Origin of the sequence: Bradyrhizobium sp. IAR9 (genome assembly GCF_013408065.1) — a bacterium.
In the GTDB taxonomy this organism is placed as follows: Bacteria; Pseudomonadota; Alphaproteobacteria; order Rhizobiales; family Xanthobacteraceae; genus Bradyrhizobium.
The window spans coordinates 86,942-113,400 of sequence record NZ_JACBZW010000011.1; the positions used below are offsets into that span (position 1 = coordinate 86,942).

A 26,459-nucleotide genomic window follows, 5' to 3' on the forward strand; every position below is an offset into this window, starting at 1 on the left:
GGCGGCCTGCGCGCAACCAGTGGGTTTGGCGAAGGGTGGTCTTCCGAAAGGCGGTATCGGCGATCAGGCCTTATCAAGCCTTGGCGGCCGTCGCTGCGACCGTCTCGAGCTGGCTCCTGACCCAACGATGAGCCGGATCTTTCTGATAGCGCTGGTGCCAGACCATGAACATCGGCAGCTCGGCCAGCGTCCGCGTGCGGGACGCCAGCGGTATCCGCGTTTGCGCGAAGCCGCGCATCACGCCGGATGCGAGCAGGCTCGGCATGCTCGCCAGCATTTGCGAGCCACGCAGGAAGGACGGCACGCCGGAAAAGCTCGGGACCGAGATCGCGATGTCGCGGTGAAGACCGTTGGCCGCCAGCCGGCGGTCGAAATCGAGCCTCTCATTGTCGGTATAGACGACGGTGATGTGGCGCGCGGCGAGATAGGTGCTGCGGCTGGCCGGCGCAGTACGCGCCTTGGCATCGAAATAACAGACGTAATGATCCCTCAGCAGGCGCTTCTGCACGATGTCGATGCCGGACGGCGGCAGCGGCGTGATCAGGAGATCGCAGCGGTTCTCACGCAGCATCGCGGGGGAGGGCGACTGCGAGGGGATCACGCGCAAATTCAGGCTCTTCACCTGGCCGGCGACATGATCGAAGAACCGGGGCAGCAGCAGATCGCGCTGGAAGTCATTGGCCGCGATCGTCAACGAAAGCTGCGCGCGCGGCGGCTCGAAGCTGACGCCGCCGGCAAAGCTTCGCATCTCGTCGATCAGTGCGCGCGCCTTTGCGGCCAACGCTTGCGCATGCGCGGTTGCGACGATGCCGCGGCCGGACTTGGCGAACAGGGGATCGCCCGCGATCCGCCGCAGCTTGTTCAGGGCGTGGCTGACGGCGGACTGCGTCAGGCCGAGCCGGGTGGCGGCCGCCGTGACCGAGCCTTCCTCCAGCACCGCAAGGAACAGCTCGAGGGCGTGGCCGTCGAGGGCCAAATGATCGATTTCTTTCATGCAATATATTATAATCAATCTATTTATCTGCGGAATAGACCAGCCCATGATCTCCCGATAAGCCGCGCGTCCGGACCCCGGGCGCCCCAGGGAGAGACACGATGAATGCCCAGGCGCCAGCCTTGCGGGATCCCCGCCTCAACCGCCCCGAGCCCCTGACGCCGCCGCTCGGCGATGGCGGCTTCTTCCAGCGCGATCGTTCGATCCATCCGCCCGCGCATGCGCCCGGTTACAAATCCTCGGTGCTTCGCTCGCCGCGGCAGTCGCTGCTGTCGCTGGAGGGCTCGGTCTCGGAGATCACGGGGCCGGTGTTCGGCCAAAACGATCTCGGTCCGCTCGACAATGATCTGATCCGTAACTACGCCAAGGACGGCGATCCCGTCGGCGAGCGCATCATCGTCCACGGCCGCGTGCTGGACGAGACCGGCCGCGGCGTTCCGAACACCCTGGTCGAGTTCTGGCAGGCCAACGCCGGCGGCCGCTACCGGCACAAGAAGGACACCTATCTGGCGCCGGTCGACCCGAATTTCGGCGGCTGCGGCCGCGCGCTCACCGACGACACCGGTTACTATTATTTCCGCACCGTGAAGCCGGGGCCCTATCCCTGGCGCAACTACGTCAATAGCTGGCGTCCCGCCCACATCCATTTCTCGGTATTCGGTTCGGGCTTTGCGCAGCGGCTGATCACGCAGATGTATTTCGAGGGCGATCCGCTGATCCCGGTCTGTCCGATCCTGACGACGATTCCGGACCAGGATGCGCTCGACCGCCTCGTGGCGCCGCTCGACCTCAACGCCTCGGCGCCGTTCGACTCGCTGGCCTACCGCTTCGACATCGTCCTGCGCGGCCAGCGCTCCACCTATTTTGAAAACCGCACCGCGGGGAACTGAGCCATGCCGCAGCCGCTCAACTATCTCAAGGAAACCGCCTCGCAGACGGCCGGGCCCTACGTCCATATCGGCTTGATCCCGGCGATGGCCGGCTTCGACATCTTCGAGAAGAACTTCTCGAATGTCCTGACAACGCCGAATACAGAGGGCGAGCGCATCACGCTGGAAGGTAAGGTGCTCGACGGCACCGGTACGCCGCTGCGCGACGTGCTGCTGGAGATCTGGCAGGCCAATGCGAACGGCCGCTACAACCATCCGGCCGATCGCTCGGCCGGCGCGCTGGAGCAGGAGTTTCGCGGCTGGGGCCGCGCCGGCTCCGACTTCGAGAGCGGCCTCGTGACCTTCGAGACCATCAAGCCGGGCGCGATCGTCGACAAGGCGGGCCGGAAATGCGCGCCGCACATCAATGTCTGGATCGTCGCGCGCGGCATCAATATCGGCCTCAACACGCGGCTCTATTTCTCGGACGAAGAGGCCGCCAACGCCGCCGACCCCGTGCTCAACCTGATCGAACAGCCGTCCCGGCGCTCGACGCTGGTCGCCAAGCGCAGCGAGCGCGGCGGCAAGGTCGTATATTGCTTCACGATCAATCTGCAGGGGCCGGAGGAGACGGTGTTCTTCGACGTGTGAGGATTGGGCCGCCGTCCGGCAGGATCACTCCACCGGATCGCCGCGATTGATCGCTCCGCGCGCGAGGAATTGCGGCGACTGACGCATTTCGCGCGATCCCGGCCGGTCGACCGGATCGCGCCCCACTTTCTGTCTCAGTTCTGCCAGGTCAATGAATACATCGGCCTGCCGGCGCAGGTCGTCGGCGACCATGGGTGGCTGAGTGGAGAGTGTGGAGACGACCGTCACGCGGACGCCGCGGCGTTGCAGGGCTTCCACCAGCGAACGAAAATCCCCGTCGCCCGAGAACAGCACGATCTGATCGACGTGCTTGGCGAGCTCCATCGCACTTACGGCGAGATCGACATCCATGCTGCCCTTCACCTTGCGGCGGCCCGTGGTGGCGTCGACGAACTCCTTGGTGAGCTTGGTGACGACGGTGTATCCGTTATAGTCGAGCCAATCGATCAACGGGCGGATCGACGAATACTCCTGATTCTCGATGAGGGTCGTGTAGTAGAAGGCCCGCAACAGCACACCCCGGCTTTGGAATTCGCCGAGCAGACGCCTGTAGTCGATGTCGAAGCCGAGCGCCTTGGAGGTGGCATGGAGATTGGAGCCATCGATAAAGAGTGCGATCTTCTCAATCGAAGACATTGTGCTCAAATCTCCAGTCCACACGAAAGCTGGCCGATCAGCTGTCAGGGTACGGTATGTCGGCCGGAAAATACTGAAGGCGCCGATGGCTTGCTGAAAAAGCGGCGCAGACGACCGGACAGGGGTGGCCGTCTTGCGCCAAGGTAAGGGAGGTTCCATGCCACCAGCGCCAGGGCGCCGAATGCAGCCACGCTAAGGCGCGAGCAGGTCCTGCTCAATTGTACTGAGGTAAGGGGCTTCTATGCAAAGGATAGGACCCGATATACGAAGGTAAGTGGCTGCACCGGCAGCAAAGGCGGCCATTGCGGCAATGTCGCCTTCATCCATGGGCGCGCTCGGTCTTTCGTCCGACGTGTCAACCTTCATCGCCATGCAGCTGCGCGCGGAAGGCGCGCGGCGACACTCCCGTGGCTGCGGCATAGACCCGGCTGAAATAGGCGGGATCCTCGAAGCCGAGCGTGTAGGCAATCGTCGAGATCGGCAAATTGGTATAGACGAGGTTGCGCCGCGCCTCGCGGATCAGCCGGTTGAGGATGAGGTGCGAGGCGGTATCGCCGGTCGCCGCCCGTGTGATCCGGTTGAGATGTGTCGGCGTCACCGCCAGCGCCTCGGCATAGTCCGCGACGCTCCAGCGTTCCAGGTGATGCTGCTCCAGCAGCGCCTCGAAGCGGCGGAACAGGCTGGATTCGACCGTGCCGTTGCCGCCGCTCTCGCTGGTCAGCGCGCGGGCCACCAGCCCGATCATGGCGGACGACAACGCCCGCAGCACATGCGCGCGGCCGAAATCGCGCGCGGCGTGTTCGGCGAAGATCTGCTTCATGGTGGCGCGGATCTGCGGCGTTCCGCGCACCACGGCTGAGCGCGACAGCGGACTGCGCAGGCCCTCGGCGGCAAGCAGCGCCTCGTCCAGAATTTCCGCGGCGATGGTCAGCACCCACCCTTGCGTATCAGGCACGAAGCGGAAGCCGTGGACGTGACCGACCGGCACGTTGACGATCTGCATCGGCTTCAGCTGCACCACGCGCCCGTCAAGCGTCGCCTCGCCGCCGCCGCGCTCGATCAGCAGCACCTGGTGCAGCCGGGCATGGCGGTGCACGGCGAGGGTCCAGTCGTGCAGCACCGAGCGGGACGCGATGGTCTCGCAATGCACGACGTCGGGCAGATCGCCGGACTCGCCGAACAAATTGTAGACCCGGATCGCCGGGGCAGGGAGCGCGCTTCTCATGTTCGAATAGTACAAGACAATGGCGAAACCCTCCATCGGTCTGCGCCGCCAAATCTGCAAAAAAGTGCCGACGGGAGGACGCGAAAATGAAGGTTCAGGTCTGTATCATCGGCGGCGGGCCGTCCGGGCTGTTGTTATCCCAGCTGCTGCACCTCAAGGGCATCGACGCGGTCGTGCTCGAGAAATACAGCCGCGACCATGTGCTCGCCCGCATCCGCGCCGGCGTGCTCGAACATGGCTTCGCCGAGCTGATGCGCGAGGCGCAGTGCGGCGAGCGGATGGATCGCGAGGGTGAGATCCACACCGGTTTCGAGATCGCCCATGACGGCGTGCTGTCCAAGATCGATCTGCACAAGCATTCCGGCGGCAGTTCGGTGCTGGTCTACGGCCAGACCGAGCTGACGCGCGATCTCTACGAGGCGCGGGACCGCCTCGGCGGCAAGGTCGTGCACAATGCGCAGGACGTGACGCCGCATGATCTGACCTCGGACCGCCCCTACGTGACCTATCGATCGAACGGTGAGACCGTCCGCGTCGAGTGCGACTACATCGTCGGCGCCGACGGCTTTCACGGCGTCAGCCGCAAGTCGATCCCGAAGGATGTGCTGCGCGAATATGAGAAGGTCTATCCGTTCGGCTGGCTGGGGGTGCTGTCGCGCACCAAGCCGGTGTCGCCCGAGCTGATCTATGTGAAGCACGAGCGCGGCTTTGCGCTCTGTTCGCTCCGCTCGCAGGTGCTGAGCCGCTACTACGTCCAGGTGCCGCTGACCGATAAGGTCGAGGATTGGAGTGACGACGCGTTCTGGGCCGAGCTGAAGCGCCGCTTGCCGGAGGAGGTCGCCGGCAAGCTGATCACGGGGCCGTCGATCGAGAAGAGCATCGCGCCCTTGCGCAGCTTCGTCGCCGAGCCGATGAGCTATGGCCGCCTGTTCCTCGCCGGCGATGCCGCTCACATCGTGCCGCCGACGGGCGCGCGCGGGCTGAATAGCGCGGCGTCCGACATCTACTATCTCTATCACGCCCTGCTCGCGCATTATCAGCGCGGCGATGATTCCGGGCTTGCCGGCTATTCCGCCAAGGCGCTCGCGCGGATCTGGAAGGCGCAGCGCTTCTCCTGGTGGATGACGATGCTCTTGCACCGCTTCCCCGACCGGCTCGAATACGAGGACCGGCTTCAGCAGACGGAATTGGACTATCTACTCTCGTCCGAGACGGCGCAGCGCCTGCTCGCGGAGAATTACGTGGGACTGCCGTTTTAGGCGCGGCGCGTCTGGGTTGACGTCGCTATTTCCCTTCCAGCGTATTGACCGGGGTCCAATCTGGCGGCGGTGGATTCGCGGTGAATGCCGTCGCGCGCTTCGCAAACAGCGCTGACGCCGGATCAGTCTCCGCCATCTGCCCGAAGGCGTCAGCCGCCTTCGCGAAGTCCCGCGCGCGCCAGCGCGCCAGTCCTTCAGCATAAGCTGCGGCGACCTTCGCCTGCTCGGCGCCTTCCGCGCCTTTCTCCGCCAGCGGCTCGAACACCCTGATGGCTTCGCCGCGCCCCAGCACCCTGATCGCATCCAGCTCGCGCCAGGCAAAGGCGTCGCCGCTCTGCGTCATGGTCGTCTCCGAGGCCATGATCGCGGTACCGTAATATTTGTTGGCGCCCTCGAGCCGCGAGGCGACGTTCACGGTGTCGCTCATCACGGTGTAGTTGAAGCGGCGGCGCGAGCCGATATTGCCGACCACGGCTTCGCCGCTGTTGAGCCCGATGCGATGCGACAGGCCGTGACCGGCGAAGACGGGATTGCCCGCATTGAGCTCCGCCAGCTTCTCATGGCACTTCAGCGCGGCGCGAACGGCGTTGGCGGCGTGTGCGGGATCGTCGGCCGGCGCACCGAACATCGCGACGATGGAATCGCCGATATATTTGTCGACGTAACCGCCATGGCCTTCGATGATATCCGTCATGGCGGACAGATATTCGTTCATCAGCGTCACCAGTTCTCCCGGCGTCATGGTCTCGGCAATGGACGAGAAACCGCTGAGGTCGGAGAAGAACATGGTGACGTTGCGCATCTCGCCGCCGAGCGCCGGCATCTTGCCGGAGGTGACCATGGTCTCGATGACCTCGGGCGCGAGGTAGAAGGCAAAGCTCTTGCGCAGGAAGCGTTCGTCGCGATCGGCCAGCATGAATCGGTAGCCGATCATGATCGCGAGCGCGGCAAGGCTGGCGAGTGCCGGCTCCGTCAGCGGCAGCGCCAAGGCATGGACGAACGCGCTGACGGCTATGGCTGCATAAACGACGGTGAGAGCGGACCACGTGAGCAGCGCGCCACTCGGTGCGAGCAGGCAGGCCGCACAGGCGATGATCGCCGCGAACGCGATCGTGAGAATGGTCCGCATTGGGAAGCCGAGCTCGGTCACGGCATCGCGCTCGATCAGATTTCGGACCGCGGTGGCGTGCACGAACACACCGGCGACGTCGCTGCGAGACTTTTGCACAATGCCTGCCGGCGTGGGCAGGGCACATCGTGCCGCCGGCGTGCCGTCATACCCGCCGGAGAGGCGCATCGAGGTGAGCTTGCGGTCCTCGAAATTCAGGACCGTACCGAGCAGCACGACCTTGCCGCCGAAAGCGCGGCGAAAAAAGTCGCGGTCACCCTTTTCGACGCAGGCGCGCAGATCGACGAAGGAGAAGGTCGGGATGTCGCGTCCCAGCCCTCGGAAGTTGAGCGTCAATGTATTCGGCACGGCACTTGGGATCGCATAGCCGGACAATTCGGTCGCGCCAGAGGGCGCAATCTCGGGCTTTGCGCCCGTCGCGCGCGCAGTGAGCTCGACCGCCATCGCGGGGACCGGCCGGCCCTCGATGGCAAAGCTCAGCGGCATCCGTCGGATGACGTCGTCGTGGTCGGTGTGGACATTGAGCGCCCGCACGGTGTTGCGCACGGCGACTTGCTGGGCGCGATAGGGCACTTCCGGATGGTCATTGCTCAGGATTTCGCCGAGCACCAATTTGCCGCTGTCGGAGATTTGCCGGAGCGCGATCAAGTAATCCCGATCGAATCCCTTCATGCGGCCGCCAACGGCGGTGTCGCCAAAAGGAATCTCCGATTGCTCGATCGAGCTCGGAAAGATGACGTCGAAGCCGATCACCTTGGCGCCGCCTTCGGTGACGCTGCCGAGCACCCGGCCGATCTCGCGCGTCCAGGTCTGCGTCGGCGATCCCTTGAACGGTGGCGTGTCGTAGGTTTCACTGTCGATCGCCACGACGACGACCGGCGATGTCGCGATGTCGCGGCTGTCGCCGAGAAGCCTCCCGCGCATCGCCGTGAGGATGTCGAGCGAAAGGCCTTGCAGGGTCTGAAGCGGCGGCGACGTGAAGATCGCGCCCGTCACGAGCGCAATCAGGGTCGCCGCAACGATGTCCCGTCCCCCGATCCGCCGCATCGCCCGGTCGCTAGGTCTGCTTATTCGAGCCGCAGCAGGCGGCCGATGATCGGGGTCGGCGAGGCGGTCGCGCTGGCATCGACCTGGAAGGTGTAACGCTTGGCCCCGAGGCTTGCGAGATAGCTGCCGCCTGGGGTCAGCGACTTCCCGGCCTTGGCAAAGTCATAGAATTTGCCGCGGATCATGATGTCGTTCTTGAGCGGCACGCTGATCGTGGGTTCCTTGCCGTCGGTGCGCTCGATCACCAGCGTGCTGCCGCTCTTGGCCTGGATCAGGGGCGCTACGCCGTAAATCGTCGGCAGCTTGGACGGTGCGCTCTTGGCATCGGACCGCATGGTCCGGAACGTGGTCGCCGCACTCTGGTTCGCCTCGCGTTCGGAGAGCTGCGCCGCCTTGGTGTCACAGGGCACCTTGGCACGCTGCACGTCGCCGAGCTGCACGGTGCTCTGCTCGGCGCCGACCAGCACGACGCCCTCGCTGATGGTCTCGCGCAGGCAGGATTTGAGATAGCTGAGCGTAATGCTGGCCTTGGGCCCGAGCTTGATGATCTTGCCCGCGGCGACATAGTCCATGAACTCGACGCCATCGACCTTGCCTTGCACATCCTCGACGATCGCGGCCGGCGTCTCTGCCAAGGCAGGGGCCGCAGTACAGAACGCGCCGACAACAGCGCCGATCAGGCTTCTCATGACTATTCTCATTCAATTCGACCGATACTTTGCTGGTCCCCGTCCCGGCGCGATTTTTAGCATCGGGGCGCCCAGGCAAGTGTGACCAGAATCACTCTTTGATTATTGGTGCACTCTAGCAGGAAGTGGTTCAAGCCGGCCATCGCCGACGAAGGAAGATGCCAAGCTGTTGGCCGGACGGCGAAATCAGCTGGCCGGGACAACCTCAGGCGAACGGCCCTCGGCAGGTGCCTCCATGGCCGGAGTGAGCGGAGCCTCGGCCTTGTGAAATGGCGTTGCCCGCTCACCGGCGGCGATCTCGACCACCTCGTCCCAGCGCGACAAGAAAGCCTCGACGCAGGCCGGATCGAACTGGCGGCCCTGGTTCTCGACCAAATAGCCGCGAGCCAGCTCGATCGGCATCGGCTCTTTATATGGTCGTCGCGTCGTCAGCGCGTCGAAGACGTCGGCGACCGCGACCACGCGCGCGGCGACCGGGATCTCGTCTGCCCTCAGACCGTTTGGATAGCCTGCACCGTCCCAGCGTTCGTGATGGCCTGCGGCAATTTGCGCACCGAGCTGGATCAGCTCGCAGCCGGAGTTCGCCAGGATCCGCTCGCCGATCGTTGCATGGGTGCGGATCACCGCCATCTCATCGTCGGTCAGCCTGCCGGGCTTGAGCAGAATGTTGTCGGGAATGGCGACCTTGCCGACGTCATGCAGGGGCGCGGCCAGATAAATGTCGCGACAAAGCCGGGCCGGCAGTCCGAGCTGCTCGGCGATGATGCGGCTGTACCGGGCAACCCGCAGCGTGTGCTCGCCGGTGTCGTTGTCACGGTATTCGACCGCGAGTGCGAGCCGCAGGATGATCTCCTCCTCGCGTTCGCCGAGCTTTTGCGTCGCGGCTGCGACTTCGCTGGCCAGATGCGCCGCACGGTCGTTGAGCTTGCGTACGGCTGCACCAAGCTGAATCAAATTCCGCAGGCGCACCGTCATCTCGACGCTTTGCGGCTGCTTGGGCAGGAAGTCGGTTGCACCGGCCTGCAGCGCTTCCATCTTGACGTCATCTGTCTGCCGCGACGTGATCATCGCGATCGGGATGTCGGCACAGCCGGGCAGGGCACGGAAGGTGCGGATGAAGCTGATGCCGTCCATGTGCGGCATCTCGTAGTCGACCAGCACGAGATCGAAGCCGCGTTCGCGCGCGCAAGTCAACGCTTCCACGGGATCGAGGAAGGTGGTGGCCTCGACCAGGCCTTCGGCCTCGATGTGACGTTTCAGGAAGTTGAGGACGGAACGGCTGTCGTCAACCAGAAGCGCTTGGGTCAGCATCGGCGGCCGGGGCTCTCTTCGCTGGCAAAGACACGAACCCAAGCCATAGCCCGAGCGAATTTAACGCGAAGCAAATGCGCCGTACGGGAGCACCCGCGCCGCGGATATGCGCGCCGCGCATGAAAGATTTCAGGAGGTTGTACACGTCTGCATACAGTTGCGCGAATTCCGCGAGAATGTGACCCGTAGTTGTACGGATGCCCGCGTTAGGAGTTTGCTCACCGGATTCGCGTCAAACGAGTAGTGGAATTTTAGCAAAGGCGGGGCAGCGATGGCGCTCAATCCCACGGAGCCAAAGTGGTCGTTGCGGTTGCCCGCCGATTGCAGCATCGCGGCCATTCGCAATGTCTATGAGCTCATTCGCGAGGCGTTCGGCCGCCAGGAGCGGCTCGAGATCGACTGTTCGAGCGTCGACAAGGCCGACGTGACCTCGATCCAGCTTCTGTTGTCGACAGCCAAGACGGGCCAGGCTCAGGGCCGCCCGGTGGTGCTGACCTCATTCTCACAGTCTCTTCGCAACACCCTTCGCCGCGCCGGATTCACCAGCGAGGCGATGATCGATCAGCATTTCCCGCAAAAGAAAGATGGCACCTAATGGCCACGATTCTGACCGTCGACGATTCCCCCAGCATCCGGCAAATGATCAAGGTGGTGCTCGAGCCGGCCGGTCACAGCGTGATCGAGGCCGGCGACGGTGCGCAAGGCCTCGCCAAGGCGCAGGCCGGCAAGCTCGATCTCGTGATCACCGACCTCAACATGCCCGTCATGAACGGGCTGGAGCTGATCCGGGCGCTGCGCAAGCTGCCGAGTGCGGTCGGCATGCCCATCGTGTTCCTGACGACCGAATCCAACGACACGGTGAAGCAGGAAGCCAAGAGCGCCGGCGCCACCGGCTGGATCACCAAACCGTTCAAGCCTGAGCAGTTGCTCGCCGTGGTCGGCAAGCTGGTGCGCGCATGAGCGCAATGGACCCGACCGAGGTCTTTCGTCAGGAAGCCAGCGAGCTCTTCGAAGTCCTTGAAGGGGCCTTGCTCGATCTCGGCCAGCGTCCCGATGACCGCGAACTGGTCGATTCCGCCTTCCGCGCCCTGCATACGATCAAGGGCTCGGGCGCCATGTTCGGCTTCGACAAGGTCGCCTCCTTCACCCACGAATTCGAGACCGCCTTCGACCGCGTCCGCAAGGGCGAGATCAAGCCGACCCAGGAGCTGATCTCGGTCGCGCTCGCGGCCAAGGACTACATCCGCGCGTTGATCGAAGATCCCCAGTCGACCGACGACATCATTGGCGAGGCCATTCTCGACGACCTCAAGCGCTTCGTCTCGGCCGACCAGCCTGTTGCAGCGGTGATGGAGATTGCCGAAGCGCCGCCGCTGGCTCCCGCCGGGACCAAGCAGGCCGGCTGGCACCTCTATCTGGAATTCGAAACCCATATCCTGCGCAACGGTTCGAACCCGCTCGACCTGCTGGAAGACCTCTGCAAGCTCGGCCCCTGCTTCGTCGTGCCCGTTACCGACGGCGTCCCGTTCCTCGACGAGATGGAGCCGGAAGACTGCTATCTGAAGTGGGACGTCAAGCTGCACGCGGCCTGCGACAAGGATGCGATCGACGACGTCTTCATGTTCGTCCAGGACGAGATGAAGCTGACGCTGTCGCCTTTGGAGCATGTCGAAGCGCCTGCGCCGGCACCGCTGTTCCAGCTCCTCGACGAGGAGCTGGCCCCGGTGGCCGAAATGCCTGCGCCGCCGGTCGAGGCTGCTGCGGCGCCCGTCGCAGAGCAGGCGGTCGCAAAGGCAGAGCCGAAATCCGAATCCAAGCCTGAACCGAAGCTCGAGGCCAAGCGCGACGATCGCGGCATTGCCACCGTCCGCGTCCAGGCCGAGCGTCTCGACGAGCTGATGGACCGCGTTGGCGAGCTCGTCATCGCCCAGGCGCGGCTGACCCAGCTCGCCGCCTCCGGCTCCGACCTCTCGATCAAGATGATCGCCGAGGAGATCGAGCGCCTCGCCTCCTCCTTGCGCGATACCACGATGGGTGCGCGCATGGTGCCGATCGGATCGCTGTTCGGCCGCTTCCGCCGCCTCGTGCATGATCTGTCGCGGGATCTGTCCAAGCCCGTCGAATTCGTCACCTCGGGCGAAGATACCGAGCTCGACAAGACCATGATCGAGTGCCTGGCGGATCCGCTGGTGCATCTGATCCGCAACGCCATCGATCACGGCATCGAGGATACCGCGACCCGCTCGGCCAATGGCAAGTCCGAGCAGGGCCGTATCGAGCTCGCCGCCGTCCATTCCGGTGCGCAGGTGCTCGTCACCGTGAAGGACAATGGCGGTGGCCTCAACACCGCGCGCATCCGTGCGAAAGCCGAAGAGCAGGGGCTGATCGCGACTGGCGCCGTGCTCACCGATCACGAGGTCCATCAGTTCCTGTTCCATCCCGGCTTCTCGACTGCGCAGACCATCTCGGCGCTATCAGGCCGCGGCGTCGGCATGGACGTGGTCAAGCGTACCATCGAGAACATGCGTGGCTCGATCGACCTGTCGACCCGGCCGGGCCAGGGCACCACGGTGACGCTGCGCCTGCCGCTGACTCTGGCGATCATCGAAGGTCTTCTGATCCGCGTCGGCGAGGGTCGCTACATCATTCCGCTGTCCGCGGTCGAGGAATGCATCGAGCTGACCGCCGAGGACGAGCGCTCGCGCGGTCGCAATTTCCTCAACGTGCGCGGCAATCTGGTGCCCTTCCTCCGGCTGCGCGAGATCATGACGGCATCGGGCACGCCCGACCGTCATCAGAAGACGATCATCATCTCGACCGGCGAGACTCACGTCGGTCTCGTCGCCGACCAGATCATCGGCAACCACCAGACCGTGATCAAGTCGCTCTCAAAGCTGCATTCGGATGTCACGATGTTCTCGGGCGCGACCATCCTGGGCGATGGCACGGCGGCATTGATCCTCGACGTCGCGCAGCTCGTCGCGTTGGCGCAGTCGAAGGTCGAGAAGCAGCATATCAGCGAGGCGGCGTGATGAACGATAGTTTGGCCGGCGAACGGCAGGCTGACGCGATGCAGGTCGTGATGATCGGCCTTGGCGAGGAGAAGTTCGCGCTCGACGCCGGCCTCGTGCGCGAGATCATCGATCCCGTCCCCGTCACCAAGGTGGCAGGCGCGCGCGCCTTCGTTCCCAGCGTGATCAACGTGCGCGGAAACGTCATTCCGCTCGCCGACCTGCGCATCCGCTTCGGCATGCCGCAGCTCGAGGATTCGGCCGATACGCGCATCGTGGTGATCGAGCTCGAGCTCGATGGCGAGCCGGTTCTGGTCGGCGTCACCGCCGACAAGGTCTACGAGGTCACGGAGATTTCCCAGACCGACGTGCAGCAGACGCCGCGCGTCGGCATGCACTGGAAGCCGGAGTTCATCCGCTTCATCGCGAAGTGGCGCGAAGAGTTCGTCATCGTTCCGAACATGGAACGCATTCTGAATTGAGATGAGGTCTCGGGCGAGACCGGGGTAGGGGCTGGAAATGAGATTTACCGTCAAGGCAAAGCTTGCCAGTGCGTTCGGCGTGATCATCGTCCTGTCCGGGATTGCGGGCGGCGTGGCTTACATGAAGCTCGGCGACATGATGGCGACCGCTGACAGCATGGTTCTGCGCGCAAACCGCATGGAAAAGGCGACGCAGATCGAAAAGGACATCCTGCTTCAGCTGCGCGCCGAGAAGAATTCGGTGCTCGGTACGGAGGCTCAGGCCGAACAGTTTGCCGCCGATGCCGCCAGGCTTCGCGAGGAAGCGATGAAGACCAGGGATGAGGTCTACGCGCTGGCGAGCGAGAACGGCAGGAAGCTGCTCGACAGCTTTGCAGCCACATACGCCAAGATGAATACCTACCAGGAAGAAACGATCCGGCTGGCGAAGACCGATAAGCCGAAGGCCATGGAGCGCTCGATGGGTGACGGCCGCAAGGTCGTCGCAGACGCGATGGAATCCATGGGCGCCTATGTCGCCAATACGAAGAAGCAGATGGCCGAGCAGGCCGTCCAGTCCAAGGCAGAGGGGCACCAGGCCCAGTTCCTGCTGATGACGCTGATCGGCATCTCGCTGGCGGTTGCAATCGGGGCTGCGCTCTGGATTTCCATCTCGATCAGCCGCTCGCTCGGAAGAGCCGTTGGCCTTGCAGGTGCGGTCGCGGAGGGCGATCTCAGCCAGACCATTCCCTCGGCGAGCAACGACGAGATCGGAGACCTCGTCAGGTCGCTGAACGGAATGGTCGAAAAGCTCCGGCAAATCGTTGCCGAGGCGATCACTGCGGCCCAGAACGTCTCCGCCGGAAGCCAGGAGCTGTCCGCCAGCGCCGAGCAGCTCTCGCAAGGCGCGACCGAGCAGGCTTCGTCCGCCGAGGAAGCCTCCTCCTCGATGGAGGAGATGGCCTCGAACGTGAAACAGAATGCCGACAACGCCAACCAGACCGAGAAGATTGCGGGGCAGTCGGCCAAGGACGCTGAAGCCAGCGGTGTCGCCGTGGGCCGTGCCGTCGAGGCGATGCAGACCATCGCCGAGAAGATCACGATCGTGCAGGAGATCGCACGCCAGACCGACCTGCTCGCCCTCAATGCGGCCGTGGAAGCCGCTCGCGCAGGCGAGCACGGCAAGGGCTTTGCGGTGGTCGCCTCCGAAGTGCGCAAGCTTGCCGAGCGCAGCCAGGCCGCCGCGGCCGACATCGGGACGCTGTCCACGGAGAGCGTGAAGGTCGCCCAGGAGGCCGGCCAGATGCTGTCCAAGCTCGTGCCCGACATCAAGAAGACCGCCGAGCTGGTGCAGGAGATCACCGCGGCCTGCCGTGAGCAGGACGTCGGCTCGGCCCAGATCAACCAGGCGATCCAGCAGCTCGACAAGGTCGGCCAGCAGAACGCCAGCGCCTCCGAGCAGGTGTCCTCGACCTCGGAGGAGCTCGCTTCGCAAGCCGAGCAGCTGCAGTCCACCATCTCGTTCTTCCGGATCGAGCATGCCACGCGCAAGGAGAAGGCCGCGGCCGAGCCGATCGACCGCGCCGTCGGTCAGCTCCGGGCCAAGGCAGCGCACATGGCGGCCGCCGATCGCGGCATGAAGAAGCCGGCGCCTGTCCGCAAGCCGGCACGTGCGATGAAGGTCGCCGGTGGCGGCGGCTTCGCCTTCGACATGAATGACGGCGAAGACGACCGCGACGCCGAGTTCCAACGCTGATCAACCGGTCCGGCCTTGTGCCGGACCGTACCCATTTCCAACCGGGAATCCTGGACTGCATCATGGCCGCAACCTCGCAATATCTGACGCTCGGGCTCGCCGGCGAGACGTTCGGCATCAGCATCCGCAACGTCCGGGAAATTCTCGACATGCGGCCGATCTCGCGGCTTCCGCACGCGCCGAACTTTCTGCTCGGCATGATCGACGTGCGCGGCAGCGGCTATCCGATCGTCGATCTCAGGAACAAGCTCGGCCTGCCCAGCGTGGCCGCCACCGAGGCGACCCGCATCATCATCCTCGATGTGCCGATGAAGGACCGTCTGGTCGGCGTCGGCTTCGTCGCCGACTGCGTGTTCGAGGTCACGGACATCGACGAGCAGGCGATCGAGCCCGTGCCAGAGGTCGGCGGGAAATGGCAATCGGACTATGCCGCCGGCATCGGCCGCAAGGGCGAGAAGTTTGTCGTGATCTTCGATCTCGCCAAGCTGATGGCCAATGACGAAGTTCCGGAAGGCCGCGACACGGCTACAGATGCGCCGCGCGCCGCCTGAGTTTGCGAGAGTGAAGCGTGGTCACGCGTAAGCCCCCCAATTCGAACCAACGAGACTGAAAATGAGATTCACCGTCAAAGCCAAGCTCGCCAGCGCGTTTGGCGTCGTCATTCTTCTGTTCATGGTAGCAGGCGCCGTGAGCTACATGAAGCTGTCCGACATGGCCGCGACAGCAGATTCCATGGTGCTTCGCGCCAAGCGGATGGAGAAAGCAGCCGAGGTCGAAAAGATCATCTGGCAGCAGGTCAGGGCGGAAAAGAACGCAATTCTTGGAACGGCAAGCGAGGCCGAGGAATTCGCGGTGAACGCGGCCAAGCTCCGCGATGAGGCCATGAAGATCAGGGACGAGGTCTATGCGATGGCCAGCGAAGGCGGCAAGAAGCTGCTCGACAACTTCGCCAGCGCCTACGCCAGAATGAACGTCTATCAGGAAGAGACGATCAGGCTGGCAAAGACCGATAAGACCAAGGCCACCGAGCGCTCGATGGGCGACGGGCGCAAGGTGGTTGCGGATGCGACGGAGGCGATGGGAGCCTATGTCGCCAATACGAAGAGGCAGATGGCCGAGCAGGCTGTGCAGTCCAACGAAGACAGCCGCCGTGCCCAGTTGGTTCTGATCGTCCTCGTCATCGTCTCGCTCATCGTTGCCGCGATTGGCGCAGTCTGGATCTCGATCAATATCAGCCGGTCCCTCGCCAAGGCGGTCGGGCTGGCGGATGCCGTCGCGATCGGTGATCTCAGCCACAAGATCGATGCTTCCAGCAACGACGAGATCGGCGATCTCGTGAAATCCCTGAACGCGATGACCGCCAATCTGAACGCCACCGCGGCCGTCGCCAACGAGATCGCGCAGGGCAACCTCACGATCGAAGCCAAGCCGCTGTCGGACAAGGACACGCTGGGCCTCGCGCTCGAGCGCATGGTGGAGAAGCTTCGCCAGATCGTGTCCGAAGCGCTGACGGCGGCGCAGAACGTCTCGGCCGGCAGCCAGGAGCTCTCCGCGAGCGCCGAGCAGCTGTCGCAGGGCGCGACCGAGCAGGCCTCGTCCGCGGAGGAAGCCTCCTCCTCGATGGAGGAGATGGCCTCCAACGTGAAGCAGAACGCCGATAACGCCAACCAGACTGAGAAGATCGCCGCGCAGTCGGCAAAGGACGCCGAAGCCAGCGGTGCCGCGGTCGGCCGCGCCGTCAACGCGATGCAGACCATCGCCGAGAAGATCACGATCGTGCAGGAGATCGCACGCCAGACCGATCTGCTCGCGCTCAACGCCGCGGTCGAGGCCGCGCGTGCCGGCGAGCACGGCAAGGGCTTTGCGGTGGTCGCCTCCGAAGTGCGCAAGCTCGCCGAGCGCAGCCAGGCTGCCGCGGCCGAGATCGGCACGCTCTCGGCCGACACCGTCAAGGTGGCACAGGAGGCCGGCGCGATGCTCTCCAAGCTCGTCCCTGACATCAAGAGGACCGCCGAGCTCGTCGAGGAGATCACCGCGGCCTGCCGCGAGCAGGACGTCGGCTCGGCCCAGATCAACCAGGCGATCCAGCAGCTCGACAAGGTCGGTCAGCAGAACGCCAGCGCGTCCGAGCAGGTGTCCTCGACCTCGGAGGAGCTCGCTTCGCAGGCCGAACAGCTTCAATCCACCATCGCCTATTTCCGCATCGAGCACGGCGCCAAGAGCCAGGCGTCGGCGCCGATCGACCGGGCGGTGAGCCAGTTGCGCGCCAAGGCGGCCACCATGGCGGCTGCCGAGCGTCCGGCGAAAAAGGTCGTGCAGGCCAGGCCGGCGCGCGCCGTGAAGGTTGCTGGTGGCGGCGGCTTTGCGTTCGACATGCATGACGGCGAGGATGATCGGGACGCCGATTTTCAGCGCTAGGATTTTTGCGGGCCGGTCTGCCATGGACGGTGGACCGGTCTTCTTTCATCGGTTGTTTAAACGCGTAGGATTCGAGATGGCCCATACGGCCCGACATTCAGTGCAGGTGGCCGTCGCGGACCGGGGCCGGCGGCCATGATGCCCGCCGTACAGGATACGGCCGTGCATCTGTCGGACCGCCATTTCCGCACCATCGCCGAACTGATCGAGGGCCAGGTCGGCATCAAGCTGCCGCAGGGCAAGCGGCTGATGCTGGAGGGGCGGCTGCACAAGCGCGTGCGCGCGCTCAACTTTACCGGTCTCAACGAATATGTCGAGAACCTGTTCGAGGCGGATCATTTCGATACCGAGCTCACCCATCTCATCGATGTGGTGACGACCAACAAGACCGACTTCTTCCGCGAGCCGCAGCACTTCACCTTCATGCGCGACGTCGCGATCCCCGGCCTGCTCAAGTCGCATGGACGCAAGAACGCGAACCTGAAGATCTGGAGCTCGGCGAGCTCCACCGGCATGGAGGCCTACACCACCGCGATGGTGCTGGACGACATGACGCGGAACGGCTCGCGCTTCCAGTACCGCATCCTCGGGACCGACATCTCGACCGCGGTGCTGCGCCTCGCCAAGACGGCGATCTACACGCGCGACGTGCTCGGCCCGGTGCCCGAGCATTTCGTGAAACGATATTTCTCGACGTCGCGGGACAAGTCGCGCGGTGAGGTGCGGGTCGTACCCGAGCTGCGGCGCGCGACACATTTCATGAGGATGAACCTCATGGACAAGTCCTATCCGGTCGATCGCGACGTCGACATCATCTTCTGCCGCAACGTCCTGATCTATTTCGAGCGCGAGACCCAGCGCAAGGTGGTCGAGCAATTGTGCAGCCATTTGCGTCCGGGCGGCTATTTGCTGGTCGGACATTCGGAATCGATGATTCACAGTGCCGTGCCCGGGCTGAAGCAGGTTCAGCCAACCATTTTCCAGGTCTAGCCGGAGCGCAACCAAGATGCCGAGGGAGAAGGTTCGCGTGCTGATCGTGGACGATTCGGCGTCGGTGCGCCAAATCCTGCAGACGATCCTCAACGACGATCCTGATATCGAGGTGATGGCAACGGCCTCCGATCCGTTCGTGGCTGCAAAGCGTCTTCAGGACGAGATCCCCGATGTCATGATCCTCGACCTGGAAATGCCGCGGATGGACGGCATGACGTTCCTGCGCAAGATCATGGCGCAACGCCCGATCCCGGTGATCATCTGCTCCTCGCTGACCGAAGAGGGCTCGAACGTGATGTTCGAGGCGTTCGAGGCGGGCGCGGTCGACATCGTGCCGAAGCCGAAGATCGACACGCGCCTGGCGCTGCTCGAATGCTCGACGCGGCTGCGCGAGGCGGTGAAGTCGGCTGCGCGCGCGCGGGTGCGGCCGCGTGCGGAACGCCGGGCTATCGAGAAGAAGCTGACCGCCGACGCCATCATCCCGCCGCCGGTGCAGGGCAGGGTCCGTCCGACGACGGAGCGCATCGTCTGCATCGGAGCATCGACCGGTGGGACCGAAGCGCTCAACGACGTCCTCGAGATGCTGCCGCCGCACTGTCCGCCGATCGTCATCGTCCAGCACATGCCGGCAGGCTTCACCGCGGCCTTTGCCAAGCGTCTCGACGGCGTCTGCCAGATCAGGGTCAAGGAGGCCGAGGACGGCGAGCCGGTGCTGCCGGGCTGCGCCTATATCGCGCCCGGCGCCCGCCACATGCTGCTCCAGCGCATCGGCCTGCGCTACCAGATCGCGATCAAGGACGGACCGCCGGTGTCGCGGCATCGCCCCTCAGTCGACGTGTTGTTTCGCTCGGCGGCCCAGCATGCCGGCGCCAACGCGCTCGGCGTCATCATGACCGGCATGGGCGACGACGGCGCGCGCGGAATGCTGGAGATGCGCAAGCTCGGCGCCTCGACGCGGGCGCAGGACGAAGAGAGCTGCGTGGTGTTCGGCATGCCCAAGGAAGCCATCGCCCATGGCGGTGTCGAGAAGGTCGTTTCGCTGCATCACATCCCGCGCGAGATCATGCTCTGGTATCAGGCCGGGCACGCCGCGGTGGCGGGTTGATGGCCATGTCGCCTGTTCCGGCCAACACGCTCGCCGAGGCAACCACCGCGATCGAGGACGTCTCCTCGCGCATCGAGGACGTGTTCGCGCGCGTCGGTCACGAGCTCGGCTGCGGCCACCTCATCTTCAAGGAGCTGAACCAGGGCTTAGCTGCGCTCTCGGGCGAGCTCTCCGGCGCCGAGATCGAGGGCGCGGCAACGGCGCTGCAGGAGATCGCCGCGCAGCTGAGCGAGCTGGCGCAGGCGCTGCCGGCGGAGAGCGCCCTGCTGGAGACGATCGGCAAGAGCACGGCGGAGGCGTCTTCGCTGCTCAAGCCGCTGTTCAAGCACATCCAGATGATCACCATCATCGCGCGCAGCGCCCGGATCGAGGCGGCCTCGCTCGACGGCGACCGCGAGGGCTTTCTCGCCTTCACCCAGGAAGCCTACGATCTCGGCAGGGCCGTGCAGCGCTCGATCGAAGGCTGCGCGCGCGACCAGCAGCGGCTGTCCGAGGCGGTTGCCACGGCCTTCGGCCGGCAGAAGGAATTCGAGAGCCGCTACCGGGCCCAGCTGATGTCGGAGAGCGCCGAACTCGGCGCGGCCTATTCCGGATTACGCGACCAGCGCAGCAAGAGCAGCCATCTGGCCGACCGCGCCAGTTCCAGCACCAGGAAGATCGCTGAGGCGGTCGGCAGCGCGATCATCTCGCTGCAGGCGGGCGACAGCACGCGTCAGCGTCTCGAGCACGTGTCCCATGGCCTCGGCCTTGTGTCGGAATCGGCGCCGAGCCTCGTTCCTGAAACGGTGCCGAGCGATGACGGCGTGCGTGCGATTTGCCGGCTGCAGGCGGCCCAGCTCAGGGATGCCCAGCGCGAGTTCGGCGGCGACGTCGGCCAAATCGTCGGCGCGCTGACGGCTATCCTGCACGATGCGGGCAGCGTCGTCGGCCACGGCCGCACGCTGTTCGGCGGCGAGGAGGGCGGCTCGTCGTCGTTCCTGACGCGCATCAAGCAGACGCTGGCGCACGCATCGACCCTGATCGCTACCTGCGAGAGTGCCGGCCGCTCGGTCGACGAGGCGCTCGCGATCGTCGAGGACACGCTGGCAAAATTTCGTCAGGCGATCGCAGGGCTTGCCGAAGCGACTATCGACATCACGCTGATCGGAATGAATGCCGGCCTCAAGGCGAGCCATCTCGGCAGCCGCGGCAGCGCCTTTGTCGTCATCGCCAACGAGCTCAAGGCGACCGCCGACCAGGTCTCCGCGGGGGCCGCGCGCCTGAGGCCCGTGCTCGACGGGATCGAGCGCTCGGCCAATGAGCTGAAGGAGCTCCGCGTGCAGGGTGATCCCACCCAGCTTGCCAAGCTCGAGCCGCAAATCCTTCAGGCGTTGCGCGAGGTCGAGGACGGCAATGAACGGCTCGGCAAGCTGATGAGCCGGCTCGTCGACGAAGGCGCGGAATTCGAGCGGCTGATGAATTCGGCCCAGGGTCAGATGACCAGGCTCGGCGAAAGCTCCGCAGCCTTGCCTGCGGTCGCCACGCGGCTCGAGACTGCGAGCGCAAGCGTGCAGCGGCTACAGCCGGAGCTGCAGGATCAGGCGATCCTCGACGATCTCTTCGCGCGCTACACGATGGAGCGCGAGCGGGACGTTCATCGCGAGTTCCTGCAAGCACTCGGACTGGCATCGATCGCCGCCATGCGCCGGGTCGAGGCGGTCGAGACTGCGGATGACGGCATAGAATTGTTTTGATTGCGTCGCCACGTGATGCGGCGGCAATTTGACGAGTCGGCTTTGCAGGGCGTTAACCGTCGCGGAATACTCGCCGCGTCGGTCATTGTCGCGCCCCAGAGTTGGTTGCAAATATCAGTGAATTTTACGGCGGACATTTCCATGATGCGAGACGGCAAATACGCGGCCTGGTTCAGGACGCCGCGCGGCCAGGGCACGGGTATCGTGCATCTGGCGGACGGACGGATCTCCGGCAGCGACAGCTTCTTCACCTATGGCGGCTCCTATCAGTTCGATGACGATCAGCGCTTCACGGCCGTGCTGACCACGCGGCGCTATGCCGAGGGGCCGCCGACCGTGTTCGGTCTGGACGAGGTCGAGGTCAGCCTCGCCGGCGTGTGCAGCGGTGCGATGGCGACCTGCTCCGGAACGGCCAGGGAAGCGCCCGACGTGATGTTCGAGGTGACGCTGATCTACAGCCAGGAAGATGCGCCGGCTGTGGAGGCGCGAGGCGCCGTCGTGAAGCTCAATGACAAATTGCCCAAGGGCCTCGACAGCCGTTCGCGGCCGCGCCAATTTCCTGCGCCTTCCAGGCCTCCCGCATCTTAGTCTTGCGTTGACGCTATCGCAGCGAAGCGGGCTGCGACCGCGCTGCGGCAACGATGCATTCAGGCGCAGAAAGTTAGGAATGAGGCGGCAATAAAGGACGGACGAGACCATGCCTCAGATCTGGATGACATACGACGAACTGGCGACACTCAGCGGCTGTTCGCCGGCAGAAGCCAGAATGCGCGCCGTCCATCTGTCGCTCGACCGTCGCAAGAGCCGCGACGGCGCAACGCGCGTCAAGCTCGACCTGGCGCTGACGGCCAAGTTCTTCGCCTCAATCCGCGAAGCGGATTTCGATCTCGACGGCGCGATCGAGGCGCTGCAGAGCACGCACAGGCAGATGGCCGAACTCCTGGCCCCGACCGGGTTCCGCGAGCGCGGGGCAGCCTAGCTCGCTTGGCGTCAGGCCCCGCAGATCGTTCCACGTGCCACCGGTGGATCGCCGCCAGCTTTTCGCGAATCAGGCATAGACTCGTCTCCGGAATTTCGAGCCAGGGCCGGGTTTCAACCGCATCGGGCCGTAGAGCCTGTAGGAGAATGCCATGAGGAAAGCCAAGTATCGGGTCGGCCTGACGCTGTTGGGAACGGTGATGTTCGGTGGGCTGCTGATCGTCACAACCGCGTCGTCACGTGCGGAGGTCGTCAAGCTGCAGGCCGACCTCAAGGGCAGCAATGAAGTGCCTCCGAACGGCTCGTCCGGTTCAGGCAAGGCGGAGGCCGCGTTCGACACCCAGACCAAAGTGCTGACCTATACGATTACGTTTGCCAATCTGACTGGTCCGGCGATGGGGGCGCATTTTCATGGCCCCAGTGATGCGGGCAAGAACGCCGGCATCGCTCTGCCCTTCAAGACGGTCCAGAGTCCTATCCAGGGCAGCGCCACGCTCACGGATGCCCAGGCGGCGGATCTATTGGCCGGCAAATGGTACGCGAACATCCATACGGCCGCGAACCCAGGCGGCGAATTGCGCGGGCAGATGATGAAGTAGGGGGATGTCGCCGTGGCGCTGAAGAATGTGTCAGCGCCGTGGGCCTCAGGCTGGCGGCCGAGGCAAGAAGGCCAGGATCGTCTGGGCGAGGATGACACCGACGGTGCCTCCTGCCGCCTTTTGCAGCACGTCCAGGAAACCCGGATCACGATCGGGGGTCAGCGTTTGCAGGACTTCCAGCCCCATCGCAACTGCGATGACGAGCGAGCAGGCCAAAGCGAGTCGGCCGGGCAACAGGAAAGCGAGCAGGAAGCCCAACAGGCCATAGGCGCTGAAGCGCTCGATGACGACGATCCAGTAAGCCTCGTGATGCCCCATCAGCGCCGGCCGCCCCGCCAGCCTTGCCAGGGTGGCATAGGCGATGAGGGCGAGGCAGATTCCCGCGGCTGCGATGAGGTGATTTCGACGCATGGCCTACCATAACCGCTCGAGGGCCATTCCGCTTCGAAAGACGAGAACATCGTTAAAGCGCCTCGTCGCTCTTCGGGCGGCGCGGGCTGCCTAAAACCTGGCCGCTATCGCCGGCCGGGAGGCGGTCCGGCGAAGATGGTCAGGCCACCAGGACGTCGCCGGCCGGCGCTGCGGATGCGGAGTGGCGGCGTGAATCGACGAGCTCGCTGAATTTCGCAAAGGGCAGCGGTGCGGCGACGAGATAGCCCTGCCCTTCCTCGACGCCGGAGGCGATCAGGGCGCGGCGCTGCTCCTCGGTCTCGATTCCTTCGGCGACCACCGTCATGCGGAAGTCCTTGGCGAGCGCGACCAACATCTCGACGATCGTCGTGGTCGATGCATCCACGGTGATGGTGTCGACGAAGAACTTGTCGATCTTGATCGTGTTGGCGCCAAGTCCCTTCAGTCGCGACAGACCGCTGTGACCCACGCCGACGTCGTCGATTGCGACGCGGAAGCCGTGGTCGCGTAACTCGGCCACGACGGTCGCGGCGTGCGCGAGATCGTCGAGCTCGTCGCGTTCGGTGACCTCGACCACGATCTGGCGTGCGGAGATTCTCGCCGCCAGGACCGTGCGACGCAGCGTCTCGACGAAGCCGGCACTCAGCAGGTGTTTGGGCACGACATTCACGGACATCTTGAAGGTCTTGTCCGCCTTCAGCACGCCCTGCAGGTCGGCGAGCGCCGATTTCAGGATCTGCCAGGTCATCACCTGGATGCGCCCGCTGGATTCGGCCAGCGGAATGAAGTTCATCGGCGGCACCACCGAGCCGTCCCGACGAACCCAGCGCGCCAGAATCTCGCAGCCGGTGATCTGGCCCGTCCTGAGCTCGAAGATGGGTTGGTAGTACGGCTTGAACTCGCCGGCTGCGAGGCCGCGATCGAGATCGGCGACCGGCCCTTCCATCCGGCGGCTGCGTGCCAGCAGGATGCCGAACAGTGCACCAAGCCCAAGGGCGACTGCGAGCGCCGGCCAATACGCCTCGCTGTTCCAGCTCGAAAGCACGGCGTGCTCGAGCCGGATCGTGGCGTGAAGCGGGAAGCGCGTGGAATGCCTGTCGAAGCTGATCGGCCCTGGCAGGGGCCTGTCGGCATCGAGCCGGAATTCGCCGAGCTTCTCGCCATTGCTCAAGGCGAGGATCACTTCGCTGTGCGCGCGCAGCTCGGCGGGCATGAGATCGAACAGGCCGGCGTTGATGCCGACGATGGCGACCAGCGCGGAGCTGCGATTGACGTCCCTGAGCACGCCCAATGCGTCGCCGCCGAACTGCTCCACGCGGAACAGCGAGAGCCTCTTGTCGTGTGAGGGCAGCATGTCGCGCCGATCCGCCCATCCCTTGTCGAACTCGAGCGTCTCGGAATAGGCCGAGCAGATCACCGATCCGTCCGGGTTGACGAGACGGACGTCCTTGATCGCCGAGCGCTGGTAGACGTGGAGCCGGATGGCTTGCAACGCTGCCGGTGCGCAGCTGGCAAGATCACGCTTGGCGAGTTCGTCGAGGCTGGCCGCGGCGAAATCGACCGCAAATTCGGAGCGGCGCAGAACGACCTCGGTCAGCTCGTTCAGCTGGTGCGCCTGCTGGTGGCGAATGACGCCGTCTGCCGCAAAATGGCCCGCCAGCCCGAACGCCATCGTGCTCGCAATAACGAGCGCCGCAAACGAGAGGTTCGGCCGCTGTAATCTCATCCGGTCCAGGCGAAATTCAAGAGAGGCTTGGTGACTGATCTCGGAACTGATTTTGGGAATTGATTCTAGCCAGCGGGGGCTAAGATAGGGTTTAACGAGCGGACCGGTCCGGAAGGGCTACCCAGGGGTTGCCTGACTGATGGTCGTGCGGCCCGAGCATGGAAAGTTGAGCAGTATGATCAGGACGTTAAGCCTCCTCCTCCTGTCGTTCGTCGTCGGAAGCTCCGCGGCTTGGGCGCAGGGAACCAAAGACCAGCCATCGGGCACTCAGCCCACCTCCCGCAGCGGCACGGCGACGAATTCCGGTTCGGACAGCATGGGCGGAGCCTTCAAGGGGACGGGGACACCCAACTATGGAACGAGTCCTGGGATGGGGTCCCAGAAGAAGACGCGCAACTAGGTCAGGTCAGCTTGGTCGCGCTCATCGGGGGCGCGGGGCGACGGCCTCTGGATAAGCTCTGCCTGACCTGTCGGTGTGGGGCGCTGCGGGATCACGGGCGGCCCGCAGCCGAAGCACCACGAAGGCGATGTTGATCGCCAGCCAAACCAAAACCGCGGAAATGGCAAAGTGGAGCACTGCCAGACCTCGCTGTGAGATTCGAACTAACACCCAAATGTCGGTCTGGTTCCGTCCCGGCGAGGCAAAGCCATGATTACTTCGAAAGAATGTCTGTTTCGAAAGACTGTAGGCTGACGCCCGCATCTGCAGAGCGTGACCTCTGAGCCTTTTGCAGTGGCCTGCTGGCCCCGTCAGTGAGGTCGGTCGTCATTCACCGCACGCGGGAGGTCGTGCTGCGGGGCTCAAGGCGAGCACCGTCGCCTTTCCGAGGCTAGCTCTTTTTGCCCGTCTTCGGCTTCAGCGAAAGACCAAGCCGCAAGGCCATGCGCTTGATCGCATCAGGCGAGCGTCCGAGAACTTTCGCGGCCTCTTCCAGCGAAGCCGAAGACTTGGCCAGCTCCATGAGCCGGCGGTCTTCTTTGAACGACCAGGGCTTGCGCGCCATAACCGAAATCATCCTCTTGTCGACACAACGACAAAGCCGCCAAGCGACCCATGTTCGCTCGACGGCTTTGCTTGGGTGGGGCCGGGCTTGGGGGAGCCCGGTGCGAGATGGATATGCGATCGGTGAGACTTCGCAACAAACAACGCGGATTAAGCTAACTGCTCAACCTTACCGCGATGAAATCGATGCGCGACGCTCCGTATAACCACGGTGTTTCGCTGGCGAATCCGATGTGCGCCCTCCGACGGCGGTCTCATCCGTGCCGGTCGACGTTTGAAGCGCCAGGATGAACGAGGGTTCATGGTGTCGGCGTGGCGAGTTCTGGTAAAAAGAACTGGAGCCTCTTCTCCGCGCTCTGTGTCCTCGCGTGCCGACCAATCTTCAAGCATCACGTTGCACAAACTTCATCTTCGTCTGACAAAAGTTTCAGCGGTGACGATCTTGAAGTCGACAC

25 protein-coding genes are annotated in these 26,459 nt (G+C 64.3%); 16 read left to right on the top strand and 9 right to left on the bottom strand.

The window, feature by feature from the left end; translation table 11 throughout:
• Positions 1-73: 73 nt before the first annotated feature.
• Positions 74-994: a LysR family transcriptional regulator gene (locus GGD67_RS26410; protein ID WP_018317033.1), complete on the bottom strand. Its 921-nt coding sequence runs from the start codon at positions 992-994 to the stop codon at positions 74-76.
• A 101-nt stretch (positions 995-1,095) separates the two neighbouring features.
• Here GGD67_RS26410 and pcaH point away from each other — a divergent pair, with 101 nt between their 5' ends.
• Positions 1,096-1,884: a protocatechuate 3,4-dioxygenase subunit beta gene (pcaH, locus tag GGD67_RS26415; RefSeq protein ID WP_179736924.1), complete on the top strand. Its 789-nt coding sequence runs from the start codon at positions 1,096-1,098 to the stop codon at positions 1,882-1,884.
• Positions 1,885-1,887: 3 nt separating this feature from the next.
• The gene (gene pcaG, locus GGD67_RS26420; RefSeq protein ID WP_179736926.1) at positions 1,888-2,514 is read left to right on the top strand and encodes a protocatechuate 3,4-dioxygenase subunit alpha; all 627 of its coding nucleotides are present in this window, start codon (positions 1,888-1,890) and stop codon (positions 2,512-2,514) included.
• A gap of 24 nt (positions 2,515-2,538) precedes the next feature.
• On the opposite strand, the gene GGD67_RS26425 is transcribed toward pcaG, so the two are convergent.
• Both GGD67_RS26425 and GGD67_RS26430 read right to left on the bottom strand, forming a co-directional pair.
• Positions 2,539-3,150: an NYN domain-containing protein gene (locus GGD67_RS26425; protein WP_018317036.1), complete on the bottom strand. Its 612-nt coding sequence runs from the start codon at positions 3,148-3,150 to the stop codon at positions 2,539-2,541.
• 355 nt (positions 3,151-3,505) lie between these two features.
• The gene (locus GGD67_RS26430) at positions 3,506-4,411 is read right to left on the bottom strand and encodes a helix-turn-helix domain-containing protein (protein ID WP_179736928.1); all 906 of its coding nucleotides are present in this window, start codon (positions 4,409-4,411) and stop codon (positions 3,506-3,508) included.
• A 50-nt stretch (positions 4,412-4,461) separates the two neighbouring features.
• On the opposite strand from GGD67_RS26430, the gene pobA reads away from it, so the two are divergent.
• The gene (gene pobA / locus GGD67_RS26435; RefSeq protein WP_179736930.1) at positions 4,462-5,634 is read left to right on the top strand and encodes a 4-hydroxybenzoate 3-monooxygenase; all 1,173 of its coding nucleotides are present in this window, start codon (positions 4,462-4,464) and stop codon (positions 5,632-5,634) included.
• Positions 5,635-5,659: 25 nt separating this feature from the next.
• On the opposite strand, the gene GGD67_RS26440 is transcribed toward pobA, so the two are convergent.
• The 3 genes from GGD67_RS26440 to GGD67_RS26450 all read right to left on the bottom strand — a co-directional run bounded on the left by GGD67_RS26440 (position 5,660) and on the right by GGD67_RS26450 (position 9,810).
• Positions 5,660-7,810: an adenylate/guanylate cyclase domain-containing protein gene (locus GGD67_RS26440; protein ID WP_179736932.1), complete on the bottom strand. Its 2,151-nt coding sequence runs from the start codon at positions 7,808-7,810 to the stop codon at positions 5,660-5,662.
• 20 nt (positions 7,811-7,830) lie between these two features.
• A complete protein-coding gene (locus tag GGD67_RS26445) occupies positions 7,831-8,499 on the bottom strand; it encodes a hypothetical protein (RefSeq protein ID WP_179736934.1) in 669 nt (222 codons plus the stop codon).
• Between the two features lie 186 nt (positions 8,500-8,685).
• Positions 8,686-9,810 carry an HD domain-containing phosphohydrolase gene (locus tag GGD67_RS26450; protein ID WP_092261682.1) on the bottom strand — a complete coding sequence of 375 codons (1,125 nt, stop codon included), beginning with the start codon at positions 9,808-9,810 and terminating at the stop codon, positions 8,686-8,688.
• Positions 9,811-10,081: 271 nt separating this feature from the next.
• Here GGD67_RS26450 and GGD67_RS26455 point away from each other — a divergent pair, with 271 nt between their 5' ends.
• From GGD67_RS26455 to GGD67_RS26515, 13 genes are all read left to right on the top strand, one after another.
• Entirely contained in the window at positions 10,082-10,405 is a 324-nt protein-coding gene (locus tag GGD67_RS26455) for a lipid asymmetry maintenance protein MlaB (RefSeq protein WP_018317042.1), read from the top strand.
• A complete protein-coding gene (locus GGD67_RS26460) occupies positions 10,405-10,770 on the top strand; it encodes a response regulator (protein WP_018317043.1) in 366 nt (121 codons plus the stop codon). Before GGD67_RS26455 ends, GGD67_RS26460 begins: the two co-directional genes overlap by 1 nt.
• The gene (locus GGD67_RS26465) at positions 10,767-12,842 is read left to right on the top strand and encodes a chemotaxis protein CheA (RefSeq protein ID WP_179736936.1); all 2,076 of its coding nucleotides are present in this window, start codon (positions 10,767-10,769) and stop codon (positions 12,840-12,842) included. Before GGD67_RS26460 ends, GGD67_RS26465 begins: the two co-directional genes overlap by 4 nt.
• Positions 12,842-13,303 carry a chemotaxis protein CheW gene (locus GGD67_RS26470; protein ID WP_177237422.1) on the top strand — a complete coding sequence of 154 codons (462 nt, stop codon included), beginning with the start codon at positions 12,842-12,844 and terminating at the stop codon, positions 13,301-13,303. The genes GGD67_RS26465 and GGD67_RS26470 overlap by 1 nt, the downstream gene beginning before the upstream one ends.
• Before the next feature lie 37 nt (positions 13,304-13,340).
• Positions 13,341-15,038, top strand: coding sequence for a methyl-accepting chemotaxis protein (locus GGD67_RS26475; protein WP_179736938.1), 1,698 nt, complete (start codon positions 13,341-13,343; stop codon positions 15,036-15,038).
• A 62-nt stretch (positions 15,039-15,100) separates the two neighbouring features.
• Positions 15,101-15,589, top strand: coding sequence for a chemotaxis protein CheW (locus GGD67_RS26480; protein WP_038949575.1), 489 nt, complete (start codon positions 15,101-15,103; stop codon positions 15,587-15,589).
• Positions 15,590-15,650: 61 nt separating this feature from the next.
• On the top strand, positions 15,651-17,456 hold the full coding sequence (locus tag GGD67_RS26485; protein ID WP_179736940.1) for a methyl-accepting chemotaxis protein: 1,806 nt from the start codon (positions 15,651-15,653) through the stop codon (positions 17,454-17,456).
• Positions 17,457-17,591: 135 nt separating this feature from the next.
• Complete coding sequence (locus GGD67_RS26490; RefSeq protein WP_018317049.1) at positions 17,592-18,446, top strand: protein-glutamate O-methyltransferase CheR; 855 nt, start codon at positions 17,592-17,594, stop codon at positions 18,444-18,446.
• A gap of 16 nt (positions 18,447-18,462) precedes the next feature.
• Positions 18,463-19,554: a chemotaxis response regulator protein-glutamate methylesterase gene (locus GGD67_RS26495; RefSeq protein WP_179736942.1), complete on the top strand. Its 1,092-nt coding sequence runs from the start codon at positions 18,463-18,465 to the stop codon at positions 19,552-19,554.
• A 5-nt stretch (positions 19,555-19,559) separates the two neighbouring features.
• Positions 19,560-21,287: a chemotaxis protein gene (locus tag GGD67_RS26500; RefSeq protein ID WP_179736944.1), complete on the top strand. Its 1,728-nt coding sequence runs from the start codon at positions 19,560-19,562 to the stop codon at positions 21,285-21,287.
• Between the two features lie 141 nt (positions 21,288-21,428).
• Positions 21,429-21,875, top strand: a complete 447-nt coding sequence (locus GGD67_RS26505; protein WP_179736946.1) for a hypothetical protein — start codon at positions 21,429-21,431, stop codon at positions 21,873-21,875.
• 109 nt (positions 21,876-21,984) lie between these two features.
• Positions 21,985-22,266, top strand: coding sequence for a hypothetical protein (locus tag GGD67_RS26510; RefSeq protein ID WP_179736948.1), 282 nt, complete (start codon positions 21,985-21,987; stop codon positions 22,264-22,266).
• A 151-nt stretch (positions 22,267-22,417) separates the two neighbouring features.
• Positions 22,418-22,864, top strand: a complete 447-nt coding sequence (locus GGD67_RS26515) for a CHRD domain-containing protein (protein ID WP_210286646.1) — start codon at positions 22,418-22,420, stop codon at positions 22,862-22,864.
• A gap of 45 nt (positions 22,865-22,909) precedes the next feature.
• On the opposite strand, the gene GGD67_RS26520 is transcribed toward GGD67_RS26515, so the two are convergent.
• From GGD67_RS26520 to GGD67_RS26530, 3 genes are all read right to left on the bottom strand, one after another.
• Positions 22,910-23,275, bottom strand: a complete 366-nt coding sequence (locus GGD67_RS26520; protein WP_018317055.1) for an antibiotic resistance protein VanZ — start codon at positions 23,273-23,275, stop codon at positions 22,910-22,912.
• A 139-nt stretch (positions 23,276-23,414) separates the two neighbouring features.
• Complete coding sequence (locus tag GGD67_RS26525) at positions 23,415-25,001, bottom strand: EAL domain-containing protein (RefSeq protein WP_179736950.1); 1,587 nt, start codon at positions 24,999-25,001, stop codon at positions 23,415-23,417.
• A gap of 830 nt (positions 25,002-25,831) precedes the next feature.
• Positions 25,832-26,005: a hypothetical protein gene (locus GGD67_RS26530; RefSeq protein ID WP_018317058.1), complete on the bottom strand. Its 174-nt coding sequence runs from the start codon at positions 26,003-26,005 to the stop codon at positions 25,832-25,834.
• Positions 26,006-26,459 lie beyond the last annotated feature (454 nt).

Excerpts from the sequence above, each read along its gene's own strand:
- GGD67_RS26410 (WP_018317033.1), bottom strand. The coding sequence starts at position 994 with ATGAAAGAAATCGATCATTTGGCCCTCGACGGCCACGCCCTCGAGCTG.
- pcaH (WP_179736924.1), top strand. The coding sequence starts at position 1,096 with ATGAATGCCCAGGCGCCAGCCTTGCGGGATCCCCGCCTCAACCGCCCC.
- pcaG (WP_179736926.1), top strand. The coding sequence starts at position 1,888 with ATGCCGCAGCCGCTCAACTATCTCAAGGAAACCGCCTCGCAGACGGCC.
- GGD67_RS26425 (WP_018317036.1), bottom strand. The coding sequence starts at position 3,150 with ATGTCTTCGATTGAGAAGATCGCACTCTTTATCGATGGCTCCAATCTC.
- GGD67_RS26430 (WP_179736928.1), bottom strand. The coding sequence starts at position 4,411 with ATGGAGGGTTTCGCCATTGTCTTGTACTATTCGAACATGAGAAGCGCG.
- pobA (WP_179736930.1), top strand. The coding sequence starts at position 4,462 with ATGAAGGTTCAGGTCTGTATCATCGGCGGCGGGCCGTCCGGGCTGTTG.
- GGD67_RS26440 (WP_179736932.1), bottom strand. The coding sequence starts at position 7,810 with ATGCGGCGGATCGGGGGACGGGACATCGTTGCGGCGACCCTGATTGCG.
- GGD67_RS26445 (WP_179736934.1), bottom strand. The coding sequence starts at position 8,499 with ATGAGAAGCCTGATCGGCGCTGTTGTCGGCGCGTTCTGTACTGCGGCC.
- GGD67_RS26450 (WP_092261682.1), bottom strand. The coding sequence starts at position 9,810 with ATGCTGACCCAAGCGCTTCTGGTTGACGACAGCCGTTCCGTCCTCAAC.
- GGD67_RS26455 (WP_018317042.1), top strand. The coding sequence starts at position 10,082 with ATGGCGCTCAATCCCACGGAGCCAAAGTGGTCGTTGCGGTTGCCCGCC.
- GGD67_RS26460 (WP_018317043.1), top strand. The coding sequence starts at position 10,405 with ATGGCCACGATTCTGACCGTCGACGATTCCCCCAGCATCCGGCAAATG.
- GGD67_RS26465 (WP_179736936.1), top strand. The coding sequence starts at position 10,767 with ATGAGCGCAATGGACCCGACCGAGGTCTTTCGTCAGGAAGCCAGCGAG.
- GGD67_RS26470 (WP_177237422.1), top strand. The coding sequence starts at position 12,842 with ATGAACGATAGTTTGGCCGGCGAACGGCAGGCTGACGCGATGCAGGTC.
- GGD67_RS26475 (WP_179736938.1), top strand. The coding sequence starts at position 13,341 with ATGAGATTTACCGTCAAGGCAAAGCTTGCCAGTGCGTTCGGCGTGATC.
- GGD67_RS26480 (WP_038949575.1), top strand. The coding sequence starts at position 15,101 with ATGGCCGCAACCTCGCAATATCTGACGCTCGGGCTCGCCGGCGAGACG.
- GGD67_RS26485 (WP_179736940.1), top strand. The coding sequence starts at position 15,651 with ATGAGATTCACCGTCAAAGCCAAGCTCGCCAGCGCGTTTGGCGTCGTC.
- GGD67_RS26490 (WP_018317049.1), top strand. The coding sequence starts at position 17,592 with ATGATGCCCGCCGTACAGGATACGGCCGTGCATCTGTCGGACCGCCAT.
- GGD67_RS26495 (WP_179736942.1), top strand. The coding sequence starts at position 18,463 with ATGCCGAGGGAGAAGGTTCGCGTGCTGATCGTGGACGATTCGGCGTCG.
- GGD67_RS26500 (WP_179736944.1), top strand. The coding sequence starts at position 19,560 with ATGTCGCCTGTTCCGGCCAACACGCTCGCCGAGGCAACCACCGCGATC.
- GGD67_RS26505 (WP_179736946.1), top strand. The coding sequence starts at position 21,429 with ATGATGCGAGACGGCAAATACGCGGCCTGGTTCAGGACGCCGCGCGGC.
- GGD67_RS26510 (WP_179736948.1), top strand. The coding sequence starts at position 21,985 with ATGCCTCAGATCTGGATGACATACGACGAACTGGCGACACTCAGCGGC.
- GGD67_RS26515 (WP_210286646.1), top strand. The coding sequence starts at position 22,418 with ATGAGGAAAGCCAAGTATCGGGTCGGCCTGACGCTGTTGGGAACGGTG.
- GGD67_RS26520 (WP_018317055.1), bottom strand. The coding sequence starts at position 23,275 with ATGCGTCGAAATCACCTCATCGCAGCCGCGGGAATCTGCCTCGCCCTC.
- GGD67_RS26525 (WP_179736950.1), bottom strand. The coding sequence starts at position 25,001 with ATGAGATTACAGCGGCCGAACCTCTCGTTTGCGGCGCTCGTTATTGCG.
- GGD67_RS26530 (WP_018317058.1), bottom strand. The coding sequence starts at position 26,005 with ATGGCGCGCAAGCCCTGGTCGTTCAAAGAAGACCGCCGGCTCATGGAG.